Origin of the sequence: Gordonia sp. QH-12 (assembly GCF_001578675.1) — a bacterium.
In the GTDB taxonomy this organism is placed as follows: Bacteria; Actinomycetota; Actinomycetes; order Mycobacteriales; family Mycobacteriaceae; genus Gordonia; species Gordonia sihwensis.
This window is the reverse complement of sequence record NZ_KQ969291.1, coordinates 73,038-87,633: the sequence shown is the minus strand read 5'-3', so window position 1 is coordinate 87,633 and position 14,596 is coordinate 73,038. Positions and strand designations below refer to the sequence as shown.

The window sequence follows — 14,596 nt, the reverse complement described above, 5'->3', positions numbered from 1 at the left end:
GTCAGGAGACGCTGACCTTCGAGATCACGGCCTGGTAGTCGCCGCTCGGCCCCACGGGCAGAGTGGTGAGCCAGACGATGAAGTACGGCGCCGACGCCGGCTCGTCGACCTTGATCGTCGTGGACTTGGAGTCCACGGTTCCGCCGCCGACCTGCGTGGTCTGATCGAGGCTGGTCGGAGACCTCTGGTCCGACGTCCGCAGCTCCACTTGGAAGCCGGGAGTGGTGGTCGTGATCGTCACCGATCGCACGGTGTTGTCGCCGCCGGTGGCGAAGAGCAGCCCCATCCCCGACTTGAGACCGCCGAACTGCGGACTGCCACGGTAGGCGTCGGTCCGCCAGGCCGGCGGGGTGCCGGTGAGCACGTTCTGGATGTTCGGTGCGGAGTCGGGCGGTTCGCCGGACACGTCCAGGAGCGTCACCGACTTGAGGCTCACCGCCGGAGCCGCGGGAGTGCGAGCGGGTGCCGACGTCGCCGATGCGCTCTCACTCGGCAGGATCGAGTCGATATCGGACTCGGTGTTGCCCGAGCCGCCGAAGACGTTGGTCATCGCGACCACCACGGCGACGATCAGGAAGAGCACGAACAGACCGGCGCCCGCCAGCAGCGCGGTGTTGCGGCGACCCGCCTCACCCTCGCCCAGCAGGCGTTCCTTGCGCGTCCTCGACAGCGGCGCCACGGAGACCGGAGCCTCCCGGGACTCGACGCGCGGGATCATGTCGGTCTTGAGATCGACCACGGTCGCCTGGTCCAGGACGTGCTGGACGGTGGCCGCGGTGCGGATGCCCCGGTCGCCCTCGAGAGCGCGCGAGGCGACGGCCGAGATCTCGAACGGGATCTCGGGCTTCACCGCGCGCGGTGCGATCGGACGCGACGGATGCTCGGGATCGGGCTCGGCGGGCGGAATCCCGCCGACCGGCGCGGAACCCGCTGTCGCGACCGCACCGGTGGCGGCGTCGAGCGGCCAGCGGTTGAGCAGCAGCGCGTACAGGACCGCTCCGAGACCGCGGACGTCGCCGGTCCGGTCGTCACCGGGGATGACCGCCGGGAAGGCGAGGACCGCATCACCGTCGGTGCTGACGCGGATCCGGTCCGGGTGGTCGATCGACAGAGTCGCACCGGTGCGGTGCGCTGCTTCGGCGCCCGCGGCCAGAGCCCGGACCGCGCGCGCGGCACCCATCGCCGACGGCGACGTGGCCGCGACCTCCTTGAGCGAGGAGCCGTGAATCCATTCGGTGACGATCACGCCGCCGGAAGCACTGCGGACCACGTCGAGCACCCGGGCCACGCCGGCCGAGTGGAGCTGGCCGAGCCGACGGGTGCGATTCAGAATCGCGCGGGGACCGGTGTCGTCGTCGCGGTCGCCCGGCCGGATCGGCGGCGCCTTCTGTTCGGGGTCGACGAACGTGAGGCCGACTTCGCGGTCGAGTCCGGTGTCCTTGGCGCGCCAGAACTCCAGGCCGCGGGTTCCGCCCTCCTTCTCGAGGAGGCGGTAGCGCCCACCGGCGATGGCGGCGCCCGGAACCAGGCGAGGTCCGCGCGGCGGTCCCATGATGCGGGTGGCCTCACTGGACGGACCAGTCGGCGAACCGGCGGCCGGGCCGGTCGGACGGCCGCCCTTGTTGCCGTTCTGGCCCATCGGCGGAACTCCTCGTTGACGTGGTGGCCCGTAGGGCCGAGGTCGAGGACCGGGACCTCCCACAACCGGGAGGACCATGGTCTCGCCCACCGCCCCGCCGGACAACACCGAATACTCCTGCCACGTCGCGGTGCCTCGATCGAACCGGCGACGGACGTCTACTTGACCAGCGTACGGGACCGAATCGTCCGAGGTGATCCGCGGGATCTGGATGGTCATCGTCCGCGAGTCGGAGTCGTCGGCCGACGGTGTGGGTGCAGGGGCGAGTGCCGGAATGAACCGTCCGAGGAGACGCTGCACCGTGTTGCTGATGGTGACCATCTCGGGGATCTTCAGTGCGGTCAGCAGCAGGTAGGTGACGCCCAGGACGATGATCGCGGTGAATCCGAGATAGACCACCGAGCCGATCTTGCCCGCCTGCGTCGACATCTCGTCGAGCCCGGTGAGATCGGCGACGAGCCACACCGCGAGTGCGACGGCGAGCGAGACTCCGATCGCCTGATATGTCGTGCGGGTGACGTCGGAGAGCCGGGTGATGCCGAGGCGCTTGTGCAGCAGCATCTGACCGACGATCGCGCCCACCAGATAGCCCAGACCGTTGGAGAGCGAGAGCCACCGGACGATGAGCTCGGGATCGTCGAAGATCACCGGACCGAGATACGACGACGCGACCTTGACGGCCGTGATCCCGACGACCATGAGGGTCGGGGTCCAGGCGTCCTCGCGCGCATAGAACACACGCAGCTGCACGAGGGTCATCGCGTACGGAATCAACGTGAACGCGCCCCACGACAGCACCGACCCCAGCTGAGACGCGGTATCGGCGTCGAACTTGCCGAAATTGAAGATCGCGATGCCGATGGCCGGGCCGAAGAAGGTCATGAAGGCCACCGTCGGTACCAGCGCGATCATCGTCAGTCGTGTCGCGAGGGACATGTCATCGATGACGGCGTCGGTGTCGTCGGCGGCCGCGTTGCGCGAGAGACGCGGCATGATCGCGGTCAGGATGGTGACGCCGAGGACGCCGTAAGGCAGCTGGAGCAGTTGCCAGTGGGTCGCGTACACCGAGATTCCCGACGCGGTGGCGTGGGCGGCGATCCGGTAAGTGATCACGAGCCCGACCTGCAGTACCAGGACGTACGCGACGATCGCGACGGCCATGCCCCCGAACTGCCGCAGTCGGGCGTCGATACCCCACTCGAGCTTCAGATGGACGCCGACCTTGCGGAGGAAGGGCATCAGGATCGCGGCCTGCATCACCACGCCGAGCGTGGTGCCGATGCCGAGGACGAGCAGTTTCGGCTCCGACATCCGGACCGGGTTCAGCGTCATCTCGCCCGGCATCGCCCAGTACAGCACCAGCGTGGTGATCTGAACGACGTTGTTCAGGACCGGCGCCCACGCACCGGGTTTGAACAGGCCCTTCATGTTCAGAATCGCGATGAACAGCGCCGACAGTCCGTAGAAGAGGATCTCGGGCAGCAGCAGATACGCGAGTGCGGTGGTCAGCGGCCGGTTCACCTGGCCGTCGCCGACGTTCAACAGGGTCAGCAGGGGCGCCGCGACGATCGCGATGAGACTGGCGACGCCGAGCAGCACCAGTGTCAGGGTGAAGATGCGGTTGATGAAGCCGGCGCCGCCGTCGGCGTCCTCGTTCTCGGCGCGCACCAGCACCGGGATGACGATGGCGGTCAGCACCGCGCCGAGGACCACTTCGGCGATCATGCTCGGGAGCACGTAGGCGGCCTGGAAGGCAGACGCGACCGCGCCGCCGAGCATCGCCAGGACCAGGACGGTCCTGATGAATCCGGTGATCCGGCTGATCAGGGTCGCGATGGCGATGGAGCCGCCGGTGCGCATGATGCCGACGTCGGAGTCGTCGGGCTTCACCGCCGGAGCGTCCGCTCCGCCGCCGTTCGCCGCCCCGGGGCTCACCGCCGCCGGCTCAGCCCTGGCGGCGCCCGGCCCGGCGTCGCGCGGATCTCCGGTGCGCTGGTTCGGACGATTGCTCATTCACGCTCCCCGCTGTCCCTCGGCCCACTGTCCCACGGCCCAGAGTCCCCCGCCGCGCGTTCTCCGGGCAACTCGCCGTCGAGTTGCCCATCCGCGGCCCGTTCCGCCTCAAGTCTGTCCTGATAGCTCAGCGTCGCCTGTTCCAGGTCCTCCTCGTCCGGCTCCGGCCGGTCCTCGTCGGCGGGGTCGGGCTCGCCGCGGAACCGATGCCACAGCCGGCGTGCGGTCAGCAGGATCAAGATGACGGCCGCACCGACGGTGATCCAGAACAGCGGCTTGCCGTACGCGTTCGCGTAGATCGAGAGTTCGATGGGCGTGCTCAGCGGCACGTCGCTGGAGGTGACCAGCGAGATGTGCACCGTCGCCGGTTCCGAGCTCGACGCGTGGGTGGGGATCTGGAGTTGCCGGGTTCCGGCGGCCGGGATCTCGACGGTGCCGACGTCGCCCACCTCCAGGGCGCTGGGTGCGTCGATGTCCAGCCGTACCCGGATCGGAAGCGCCAGATCGTTCCGGACCACCAGGAGCAGCGGGCTCCGCTCGGAGGCCAGGGTGTATCGGCCGCTGGGATCGAGCAGGGAAACCGCTTGCTGCATGTTGCCGAGAGTGATGCCCACCGCGGTCAGCCGATCGGTGCGCTGGCCGCGCGCCACCGCGTTATCGGTGGTCGACGCGCTCGACACCGCGCGCAGCAGGTCGTCGCGCAAGGGCGCCAGGTATTCGGCCGGCGTGGTGACGGTCTCGGCGTTTCCGACCAGGGCGGCCTGCATGTGGTCGATACGGTCCAGCCGCTGACGCACCGTCTCGGCGTCGCTCTGCGTGATCGGGTATCCCGCCGCCGCGTCGGGCGAGATGTCGCCGGGCACGTCGAGTTCGGCGGGGGTGGCGGCGGCAGGCAGCTCGTCCACCACGGTCGCGAGCGGCACCGGGCGGGCGGTGCCCGAAGACAGCATGAGCTCGGCGGTGTCGTGCAGTGCCTGTGCGTCCTGCACGGTCGGTGACCAATAGGTCGGCGGCATGATGAACGCCGACCGCCCGGTGGTCGGGAGCCTGGTCGAATCCGCTTCGGCCGACGCGGTGGGCGCCGGAGCGTCAAGCATCGGGAAGGCCAGGGCGGCGGCGGCCGCCTGCCTGCGGCTCACCGCCGACTCGCCCGAGAGGTTCGGCTGCTGCCAGTTGGGAACGATCGCAGGCACCACCGGCGTGAGCCCGGCGCCTCCGATGGCCGCGCTGATCGCGATGTCGTAGCTCTGCAGATGCGTCGCCTGGCTCCGGTAACGGCCGGACGCCGATCCCGAGGTGGGTGCGCGGTCGGCGCCGAGAGGAGTCAGCGACGTGGCTGCGATGGCCGCCGAGGTGACGCCGAGTTCGGACAGCAGATCGCGGCCGGCGTCGGTGAGCGTTCCGGTGGCGGGAATGGTGAGACCGCGCACGGTCTTGACGCCGAGGATCGCATCGACGGTGTCGTACGGATTCAGCACGGCGCGCCGCGCGAGCCCGGCGTCGTTGACGGTGCGGAGGGAGTCGAGGCCGGCCTGTGCGAAAGGCAGTGCGGTGACGCACATTCGGCTCGCGACCTGCGTGAGGCCGCGCAGCCACGACTTGGCCGCCGAGGCGCCCTGCCCGTCGTGGGTGCGGGCCTCGGGGTCTGCCGGATCGTCGGTGACGACGTAGCCGTCGGCCATTCTCGTGACTGTGAGCAGCAGGTCGGGGTCGACGGCGAGACAGGTCGAGTCGCGCACCGGGTCGTCGGGACTCGCCGCCGGTTCGGTGGTTCCGGGGCCGACGGTCGGCGGAGTGTCGGAGGACGCGGTGCCCGCGAGTTGCTCCAGCGCTTGCAACGACATCCCGAGGCGGCCGTCGGGCTGCAGGGAATGGCCCAGGGCGTCGCTCGTGAGCCGCAGCTCCGCGGTGCCGCCGCCGAGGATGCCCGCGGCTTCCTGCGGTGCGGCCGCGAGCGGCCAGATCATCGTGAACGGTGCGGGGCGGGAGGTGTTCGGCGCGATCGATCCGTCCCGGCCGAGCAGTGGAGCGCCGGGCGCACCGGTGGCCGGGTCGACGTAGTTCTGCGCGCGGGTGCGGCTGGCGGGCAGCGACAGCACCGGGAGCAGCGTGCGCGAATCCGCGATCGACACGGTGCCCGCGTCGCGCGGAGTGCCGATCACGTCGACCATCAGCGGATACACCCCGGCCTCGGTGAGATCGAGACCGGTGGGGCCGTTCACGGGGACCGAGATGGTGAAATCGGCCGACTCGCCGGTTCCCAGGGTGCCGGTGACGTGCCGCGAGGTGCTGCTCACCGAGTAGTCGGCCGAGGGTGAGGTCAGTGAGCTGCGCAGCTGGAAGGACTCGGTGAGCGCGTGACCGCGCTGCAGCCGCACGCTGACGTCGCTGATTGGTTTGCCCGCGGTGTTGACCACGCGACCGCGGACAGTCACACGATCGCCGGTGGAACTGGTGACGGTGGTCGGAGTGACCTCGGTCAGTCCGAGTGTGGCGTACGACGAGGTGGAGGCCGAATCAGCGTGCGCCACAGGCACTGCGCCGACGGTCAGGGCCAGCAGGACGGCGACCGCCGACAGCACGAACAGAAGTGACGAACGCCGCGACGGGATTCGGTCAGCTGTCACCGGATGCGGTGCGACGCGGGCGCCGCCGGCGTCGACGAGGTTTCGGCGCCGGCGGCGGCTCGTTGCGTCGCTGGTTGCGTGCGGCTGCGGCTTTCTCATAGTCGTTCGGCTCGGTGCGGAGGCAGCTGGCTTCTGACTGCGCCAACCGGTGTGGGTCGCTCTGCAGATCAGCGATCACCGATTCGGCCATCCGCGCCAGACGTCGCTCGTCAGAGTACGTCAGTCGACGGGGCAGCTCGCTCAACGGGACCCACGCCACGGCGCTGACCTCGTAGTCGGCGTCCGACAGCTCGCCGCCGGTGAATCGCAGGAGGTAGTGATGCACCGTCTTGTGGATGCGGCGACCCTCGCTGACGAACCAATAGTCGATCTTGCCGAGCGGCGCGACGATGGTGCCTTCGATGCCGGTCTCCTCGGCGACCTCCCGGATCGCGGTCTGCTCAGCCGTCTCGCCGGTCTCGATATGCCCCTTCGGAAGCGACCACATCATGCGCCCGCGCCTGTCGATGCGGCCGATCAGCGCGGCCGACAGCTCTCCGAACGGAGCGTCGATGTCGGAGAGCACCAGGCCGCCGGCCGACGTCTCGCGGACCGTGTGCAGCCGCGGTCCGCCCTCGGCCTCGGGCTTGCGTGCGGTACGGCGCTTGGTGCGGGGCATGGCCGCGGGACTGTTGGACCCGCTGCGGCGCGCCCGGCTGGCGAGATCGGACGGCTTGGTCCGCCCGTCGTCGGCGCTCTGCTGCGACCCTGCCTTCGAAGTGAGGTTCTTCGGCGCCGCGCTCTTGGCGCCGCCGTTGCCCTTCGACCCCGCGTTTCGCGGTCCCGGTTTCGGTTTCGCCGAGTCGCCGGACCCTGCTTCGGCCGCAGAGTCCGTGTTCTGCTGCTGCCCGCCTCCGCGTCCGGAACGCCTGCCGCGCCGGCGTCTGCCGCGCCGATTGTGCCGGGAACGTCCGGCCTGGTTGCTTCCGCCCACGGCCTGCGCCGCATTATCCTGAGAGCCGGAGCCGTTCGGCCCGGAGGCACCCTCGGACACCGGAGCGTCGGAATCGACGTCCGGGCGCTGCAGCGAGGGTTCAGCGGACACACCCCGATGCTAGCCGCTTGTAACCGGGTGTTAGCCGAACAGGTTGAGCGGGTCGGCAGTCGGTAGTCTGTCATCCCATGACCGACACAGCGCCACGTGGACAGATGAGCGCCGCCGAGCGCTCCGAACGGCGTACGCGACTGCTGGCGTCGGCGGCGGTGACCTTGAACTCTCTCGGCGACGTCCTGACTCCGCTGGCGGACCGGTTCGCCGAGCGCGGGCACGAGCTGTACCTCGTCGGCGGCTCGGTGCGCGACGCCGTCCTCGGCCGACTGGCGGGCGATCTCGACTTCACCACCGACGCCCGGCCCGAGACGATCGCCGAGATCCTCTCGACCTGGGGGGACGCGGTATGGGACACCGGCATCGAGTTCGGCACGGTCAGCGCCGCGCGCGGGGGCGAGACGGTGGAGATCACCACCTTCCGCTCCGACATCTACGACCAGCAGAGCCGGAACCCCGTCGTGACCTTCGGCGACACGCTCGAAGGCGATCTGGTCCGCCGGGACTTCCGCATCAACGCGATGGCGGTCCGGCTGCTCCCGGGGGGCGGTCAGGAGTTCTGTGATCCGCTCGACGGCATGGCGGATCTGCTCGCCGGCGTCATCGACACCCCGGCCGCGCCGGAGTCGTCGTTCAATGACGATCCCCTCCGAATGCTGCGCGGCGTGCGTTTCGTCTCACAGCTGGGCTTCCGGCTCTCCGACCGCGTGCGCCGCGCCATCGGTGAGATGGCCGGGCAGATCGAGCGGATCACCGCCGAGCGGATCCGGGTGGAACTCGACAAGATGATCTGCGGCGAGCATCCGATCGAGGCCGTCGACCTGCTGGTGGACACGGGTCTGGCCGAGTTGATCATTCCCGAGATCCCGGGGATGAAGCTCACCATCGACGAGCATCACCAGCACAAGGACGTCTACCAGCATTCGCTCACGGTGCTCAAGCAGGCGATCGACCTCGAGACCGGCGACCCCGACCCGGTTCTGCGCTGGGCCGCGCTGCTGCACGACATCGGCAAGCCCGCCACCCGCAGGCACGAGGAGGGCGGCGGCGTCAGCTTCCACCACCACGAGGTGGTCGGCGCCAAGATGGTCCGCAAGCGGATGCGGGCGCTCAAGTACCCGAAGGCGGTCGTCGACGACGTCTCGCAACTGGTCTTCCTGCACCTGCGCTTCCACGGCTACGGCGACGGCAAGTGGACCGATTCGGCGGTTCGCCGGTACGTCAACGACGCCGGTCCGCTCCTCGACCGGCTCCACAAGCTGGTGCGCGCCGACTGCACCACCCGCAACAAGCGCCGTGCCCGGCGTCTGCAGGAGACGTACGACGATCTCGAGCACCGCATCGCCGTGCTGCGGGAGGCCGAGGACCTCGATCGGGTCCGACCGGACCTCGACGGCAACGCGATCATGCAGCTGCTCGGTCTCCCGCCCGGCCCGGTGGTCGGTGAGGCCTGGCGGTACCTGAAGGAGCTTCGGCTCGACAGCGGGCCGATGAGCCGCGAGGACGCCGAGGCGGCTCTGCGCGCATGGTGGGCGGACCGCAACGGCGACTGATCGGGCCCGGAGCCACAGGGTAGATTCAAGGCATGTACTGCAGCGAACTCGGTGAACAGTGGCATGCAGCGAGAGTGGAACCCTCGATCGGGCATCTCGACGCCGCCTCGGCCGGGCGTTCGTCGAACGCGGTCATCACGACTCTGCACGAACACCTGATCCGCGAGGCCAGGAACGGTTCCTACATCGCCGCCGACGAACGCGCAGAGGCCCTTGAAGCCGGCCGCCGCGCACTGGGCTCGCTGATCGGCCATCGCGCCGAGGAGATCGTCTTCCGAGACAGCGCGCGGTCGGCGCTGCGGGCGCTGCTCAACACCATGGCGCTCCCGCTCTCCCCCACGGTATGGGTCGCGAAGAATGAGTTCGGTCCCAACCTGCTGGAGTTCGAACGCCGCGACTTCGCGGTCCGCACCATGCCCGAGGGCGACGTGTACGGGCACGTCGACGTCGACTCGCTGGAGAACATGCTGCAGTTCGAGCAGCCCGACTTCATCCATGTCTGCCACATCGGTTCGGCGAGCGGACTGGTGCAGCCGGTGGCGAAGATCGTCGAGGTGGCGCACAACGCGGGCGTTCCGGTGATCGTCGACATGGCGCAGTCGGTGGGGCATGTGCCCACTGTGACCGGCGCGGATGTGGTCTACGGCACCTCGCGCAAATGGCTCACCGGACCCCGGGGCGTCGGATTCATCGCCATCCGGCCCGACTCGCGCATCGACGTGCGACTGCTGCCGTCGGAATCGTTCATCGCCGGCCAGCTGGCACTCTCGACGGCGGTCGCCGAGTTCCTCGACATCGGACAGCAGCGTGTGTACACCGAGTTGGCCGGTATCGGACGGATCGCGCGCGAACGACTGCACGGGATCGGCAGTTGGGAGGTCATGGAGCCGGTCGACGAGCCTTCGGCACTGGTGACCCTGGCGCCGCCGCCCGGATGGCGACCGGCCGACGTGCAGGCCGCGCGCGACCGACTGCGGGAGATCGGGCTTCTGGTCACGGCGGCGGACTCCTGGCGCGCGCCCCTCGCCGGTGAGGATTCGCTGCTGCGGATCAGCCCTCACCTCGATGTGCGCCCGGAACAGCTGGATCAGCTCGCCAACGCCATCCGGACCATGGGGTACTGAGCCGCCGGACCATTCGGCCGCTCGTCACGCGCGGTCTCGCCCCGAAAAGCGCGGATATGCACACATTGACCGATCGGCTGACCGATCTCGTCGACTCCGCCCCGGCATGGGCGGTCTACCTCATCGCGGGCGGGGTCGTCTATCTCGAGACGGCGGTCGCGGTGGTGGGACTGGTGGCCCCGAGCGAGGCGGTGCTCATCGCCGCGGGCGTGGTGGCGGCCGTCGGCAAGCCCGTCATCGGTGTGCTGATCGCGGTCTGCGCCGTGGCGGCCATCGCCGGCGACTCGACCGGCTACGCGGTGGGCGTGGTCACCGGCCCGCGGCTGGCCCGGACGCGGCTCGGCCGCAAGGTGGTCCGCCGCGCGATCGCCTCCGGCTATCGGGCGCCCGAGTCGGGCGACGCGGTCCTGGCGATCGCCTCGGCGCGCTGGGTGGGATACGTCCGGAGTGTGACGCCACTGCTCGCGGGGTCCCGGCGGATGAGATACACCCGGTTCGCTCTCGCTTCCGCGATCGGCGGAATCAGCTGGACGATGACCGTGCTGCTGGTCTCGTACGGCGTGGGCGCCACTCTGGGCGCCGAGGTCGCATTGATCGTGGGTGTCGCCGTCGGTGTCGCGGCGTTCGGATTCCTCATTTTCCGCCGCGTCCGGGCCGGCCGGGCCGAACGCCGTCGGGGCAGCGGCGGCTAAGACATGGCTGACGATCGGAACTCGGCGGTGGGTCACCCGGCTCAGCGGTGATGCGGAACCGCGGCACAACATCGAAAATATCGGAAACTTTAGAAAGTCTATTGACTATTCTAATTGTGACCGGGTACACATCATATGGGCGGCAGTACGGCGTCGAGGCCCTCCTCGTCCGCCCGGCACAGCACGCCCGCGACGCACGGACGCCGCTGTGACTCACGCCGTCTCTCTTCGCCACTGATCGAAAGGAATCCGCAATGAATTGCGGTTCACATCACGAGCACGTTAGCCGGCCTGTGGCCGAGAAGGCTTCGTCGAATCTCGGCCGCCGGAACTTCCTCCGCGCCGCGCTCGCAGGCGGGGCGGCGCTTACCGGGGCCGGTCTGGTCGCCGCATGCGGATCGACCCAACCGGTGGCCAGTTCGCTGACGCCGACGGCGATGCCACCCGATCTGCAGCAGTCGAAGTTGACGCTCGTTCCGCTCGGCACGAAGGCCGGACCGCCGCCGGCGACCGAGCGAGTGGGCATCTCGACGGCCCTGGTGGTGGACGGGAAGACCTACCTGATCGACTGCGGTCGCAGCTCGGTGACGCAGTACAAGAGGTCCGGACTGCACTACCGGGAAATGGCGGGAGTCTTCCTGACCCATCTGCACGCCGACCATGTCGCCGACTACTACAACTACTTCATGATGGCCGGTACCACCGGCGAGAAGAACGGAGACGTCGTCCCGACCGGTATCCCGGTCTACGGACCCGGATCCGCCGGAGGGCTTCCGGAAGCGCTGGGTGGCCGGCGGGTGACCACTGTCGCCCCGCAGAGTCCGACGCCCGGAACCCGCGAGATGACAGACAGGCTCCACGAGGCCTTCGCATACAACAGCAACGTCCTCATGCGCGATGCGGGTTTCCGTGACCCCCGCGACATCCCGGACATCCACGAGATCGCCATCCCGGCGGCAACCGGTGCGCGGTGGGACAACACTGCCCCCGACATGGCACCGTTCACCGTGATGGAAGACGATCGGGTCAAGGTGACGGCCACGCTCGTTCCACACGGCCCGGTGTTTCCCTCTTTCGCCTTCCGATTCGACACCGACCACGGCGCCGTCACGTTCTCCGGCGACACTCGACACTCGGAGAACCTCATCAGGCTGGCGAACTCGTCGGACGTTCTCGTCCACGAGGCACTCCGCATCCCGCCGGATGCCGGGCTCACCGAGGACGTGATCGATCACCACCGCAAGTCTCACGTTTTCGTGAACGAAGTCGGTCCCATCGCCCAAAAGGCGAACGTGCCGTCTCTGGTCCTGTCACACATCGAAGAAACCGGGGGACGCACGATCGACCCCAAGGTATGGACCGAGGAAGCCCAACGCGGATACGACGGCCGGGTCACCGTCGGCGAGGACATGATGGTCGTTCCGGTGGCGAAGCGGTGACCGGCGACCTGCCCTAGTTCTCCTCGGGATGGCGAGGGTAGGTGGACAGCAGTGGCAGGGGCCACGGCTGCCGGGCGAGCACTCGCTGCCATACGTCGACGGAGGGTTCGGCCAGCAGATCGGTGGGCAGGCCCTGGGCGACGATCCAGCTGCCCTCCGCCAGTTCCTCGTCGAGCTGACCGGCATCCCAGCCTGCGTAGCCGGCGAAGATCCGGACGCCGGTGAGCACCTGTGCCAGTTCGTCCGGATCGGCGTCGAGGTCGACCATCGCCACCGGACCGAGCACCTGGTGCAGACGCGGCTGCTTGGTGACGTCGACGCCGGTCTTCGCGACTCCGAGGCAGAGCGCCGACGAGGTCGCCACGGGACCGCCGACGAAGACCGCGCGAGGACTGGCGGCGAGCTCGGTCCACGCGGGCAGCACGTTGTACACCGCGGCGTCCGACATCCTGTTCAGAACCACGCCGAGAGTGCCCTGCTCATCGTGTTCGATCACGTAGATCACCGTGCGGGCGAACGTCGGCCCGGTGAGAGCGGTGGACGCTATCAGCAGGCTTCCCGCACTCACCTCGGGTTGATCGGTCAGATAGTCGGCGCCGGACACACCTCAATAATGACACTCAGCGCCCGGTGACGCCGCCACCCCGGCTCAAGATGAGCCGTAAACTCGACTGGTGAAGAGTTTGCAGTCGGTAACGCATGCCCCGGGGCTGTTCCGGCTGTTCGCGGTCCGTCTGCTGAGCCAGCTGAGCGACGGCGCTTTCCAAGCCGCGCTGGCCTTCTCGATCCTCTTCAACCCCGACAGGCACACCGATCCGATGGCGATCGCCGGCGGCTTCGCCGTACTGCTGCTCCCCTACTCGCTCCTCGGTCCCTTCGCCGGCGCCCTGCTCGACCACTGGGATCGTCGACGCGTGCTCGTCTTCGTCAACCTGCTGCGGGCCGCGGCTGTGGTCGTGGTGGCGATCACCATGAGCACCGACACCGCCGAACCCGTCGTCCTGCTGTCGGCGCTGCTGGTGACCGGTTGCAGCCGGCTGGTGGCGTCGGGCCTGTCGGCGAGCCTGCCGCACGTGGCGCCGCCGCAACTGATCGTGGAGACGAATGCGGTGTTCACGACGGTGGGCGCCGCGATGCTCGCGGCCGGAGCGGGTGTCTCCGGGGTGCTGCGGATGATCTTCGGGGCCGACAACGGCGGTTCGGGCGCCACCCTGCTCGCGGGAGCGGTCTTCGCCGTGTGCTCGGCGCTGCTGGCCACCAGGTTCGCGGTTCGTCAATTGGGACCGGACCATCCGGACGGAGTCGGTCACACGGCGGCGTATTCGGTGGTCCGGGGGCTCTCGCACGGACTCGGCGCCGTGGTGCGCACGCCGAGTGTCGCCATCGTGCTGAGCGCGATCGGGACGCACCGGCTGGTGTTCGGGCTGAACACGCTGATGTTCCTCATGCTGGTGCGGAACACCGAACTCGGAGACGCTCTCGGCGCCGACGTTCGGGCCATCGCCATGATCGGCGCCTTCGTCGCTGTCGGAGCGCTGATCGCGGCCGGGACGACGCCGGTGTCGGTCCGGCGCGCCGGGCGTCGGGGCACAGTGGTCTGGGCCCTGCTGATCGGGGCGTTCGCGGAACTGATGCTGCTCTCGGTCCGTCCGGTCCCGGTGCTGATCGCGGCGCTGCTGGTCGGTCTCGCCGGACAGACGATCAAGCTCTGCGGCGACGTCGCGATGCAATGCGACATCGACGACTCTTATCGCGGGCAGGTGTTCGCGGTGCAGGACGCGCTGTTCAACACGGCCTTCGTGGCGGCGATCTTCGTGGCCGCACTCGTCATTCCGCCCACCGGCTTCAGTGTGCAGCTGATCTTCGCGGGTGCGGCGCTGTACGCCGTCGCCGCCGCCGGCGTCTGGCGGTCCGGTCAGCGGGCCGAGGGATCGGCTCCGCCCGTACTGCTGTCGGAGCCGGTGGCCCGGTAGCCGACGCGCCGGTAGGCATCGGCGAAACCGTCGCCGTCGCCGTCGAGCAGGACGGTGTCGGGTCTGCCGTCGCCGTCGGTGTCGAGCGGTGTCTCGGCGGGAGGCCGGGCGGAGACGGCGCCGGTATCGGGCGGCGGGTCCGCGGCCGTCTCCCACAGCCCCCCGCCGCCGTCGGCGTAGAAGCTCTCGCGGACGCCGTCGTCGTCCAGATCGAGGGCTGCCAGATCGGCGACGCCGTCTCCGTCGGTATCCCACATCGCATCGTCGCTACGACCGTCGCCGTCGAAGTCGAGAGCGACGGCATCGAGCCGGCCGTCACCGTCGAGGTCGAGGTCGGGCGCGGTCCACCAGTGCGTCGGCGGTGCGTGTCCGGTGCCGAAGTAGTACTCGATGGCGGTGTCCATACCGATTGGACGCACCGGCGGCGACGCCGGTTCCGGGACACGCCG

The 14,596-nt window shown here is 69.2% G+C and carries 10 protein-coding genes; 5 read left to right on the top strand and 5 right to left on the bottom strand.

Annotated elements, in window-relative coordinates; all coding sequences use genetic code 11:
• Nucleotide 1 precedes the first annotated feature (1 nt).
• Genes murJ through Y710_RS10575 form a run of 3 tightly spaced genes read right to left on the bottom strand, consistent with a single transcriptional unit; the run spans nt 2 to nt 7,363 of the window.
• Entirely contained in the window at nt 2-3,652 is a 3,651-nt protein-coding gene (murJ, locus tag Y710_RS10585) for a murein biosynthesis integral membrane protein MurJ (protein ID WP_062367448.1), read from the bottom strand.
• Complete coding sequence (locus Y710_RS10580) at nt 3,649-6,378, bottom strand: DUF6049 family protein (RefSeq protein ID WP_331709897.1); 2,730 nt, start codon at nt 6,376-6,378, stop codon at nt 3,649-3,651. The genes murJ and Y710_RS10580 overlap by 4 nt, the downstream gene beginning before the upstream one ends.
• Nucleotides 6,269-7,363: an NUDIX hydrolase gene (locus Y710_RS10575; RefSeq protein ID WP_062367447.1), complete on the bottom strand. Its 1,095-nt coding sequence runs from the start codon at nt 7,361-7,363 to the stop codon at nt 6,269-6,271. Before Y710_RS10575 ends, Y710_RS10580 begins: the two co-directional genes overlap by 110 nt.
• Nucleotides 7,364-7,440: 77 nt before the next feature.
• Between Y710_RS10575 and Y710_RS10570 the strand changes: the two genes are divergently transcribed.
• From Y710_RS10570 to Y710_RS10555, 4 genes are all read left to right on the top strand, one after another.
• Nucleotides 7,441-8,919 carry a CCA tRNA nucleotidyltransferase gene (locus Y710_RS10570; protein ID WP_051999655.1) on the top strand — a complete coding sequence of 493 codons (1,479 nt, stop codon included), beginning with the start codon at nt 7,441-7,443 and terminating at the stop codon, nt 8,917-8,919.
• A 32-nt stretch (nt 8,920-8,951) separates the two neighbouring features.
• On the top strand, nt 8,952-10,043 hold the full coding sequence (locus Y710_RS10565; protein WP_006896746.1) for an aminotransferase class V-fold PLP-dependent enzyme: 1,092 nt from the start codon (nt 8,952-8,954) through the stop codon (nt 10,041-10,043).
• Between the two features lie 56 nt (nt 10,044-10,099).
• The gene (locus tag Y710_RS10560; protein ID WP_006896745.1) at nt 10,100-10,735 is read left to right on the top strand and encodes a DedA family protein; all 636 of its coding nucleotides are present in this window, start codon (nt 10,100-10,102) and stop codon (nt 10,733-10,735) included.
• 293 nt (nt 10,736-11,028) lie between these two features.
• The gene (locus tag Y710_RS10555) at nt 11,029-12,174 is read left to right on the top strand and encodes an MBL fold metallo-hydrolase (protein ID WP_231875724.1); all 1,146 of its coding nucleotides are present in this window, start codon (nt 11,029-11,031) and stop codon (nt 12,172-12,174) included.
• Between the two features lie 13 nt (nt 12,175-12,187).
• On the opposite strand, the gene Y710_RS10550 is transcribed toward Y710_RS10555, so the two are convergent.
• Complete coding sequence (locus tag Y710_RS10550; protein ID WP_006896743.1) at nt 12,188-12,778, bottom strand: YqgE/AlgH family protein; 591 nt, start codon at nt 12,776-12,778, stop codon at nt 12,188-12,190.
• A 70-nt stretch (nt 12,779-12,848) separates the two neighbouring features.
• Between Y710_RS10550 and Y710_RS10545 the strand changes: the two genes are divergently transcribed.
• The gene (locus Y710_RS10545; RefSeq protein WP_101841505.1) at nt 12,849-14,147 is read left to right on the top strand and encodes an MFS transporter; all 1,299 of its coding nucleotides are present in this window, start codon (nt 12,849-12,851) and stop codon (nt 14,145-14,147) included.
• Here the strand turns inward: Y710_RS10545 and Y710_RS10540 are convergent.
• The gene (locus tag Y710_RS10540) at nt 14,090-14,551 is read right to left on the bottom strand and encodes a hypothetical protein (protein WP_006896741.1); all 462 of its coding nucleotides are present in this window, start codon (nt 14,549-14,551) and stop codon (nt 14,090-14,092) included. The two genes, Y710_RS10545 and Y710_RS10540, sit on opposite strands and share 58 nt — an antisense overlap.
• Nucleotides 14,552-14,596 lie beyond the last annotated feature (45 nt).

Excerpts from the sequence above, each read along its gene's own strand:
- Y710_RS10570 (WP_051999655.1), top strand. The coding sequence starts at position 7,441 with ATGACCGACACAGCGCCACGTGGACAGATGAGCGCCGCCGAGCGCTCC.
- murJ (WP_062367448.1), bottom strand. The coding sequence starts at position 3,652 with ATGAGCAATCGTCCGAACCAGCGCACCGGAGATCCGCGCGACGCCGGG.
- Y710_RS10540 (WP_006896741.1), bottom strand. The coding sequence starts at position 14,551 with ATGGACACCGCCATCGAGTACTACTTCGGCACCGGACACGCACCGCCG.
- Y710_RS10580 (WP_331709897.1), bottom strand. The coding sequence starts at position 6,378 with ATGAGAAAGCCGCAGCCGCACGCAACCAGCGACGCAACGAGCCGCCGC.
- Y710_RS10560 (WP_006896745.1), top strand. The coding sequence starts at position 10,100 with ATGCACACATTGACCGATCGGCTGACCGATCTCGTCGACTCCGCCCCG.
- Y710_RS10565 (WP_006896746.1), top strand. The coding sequence starts at position 8,952 with ATGTACTGCAGCGAACTCGGTGAACAGTGGCATGCAGCGAGAGTGGAA.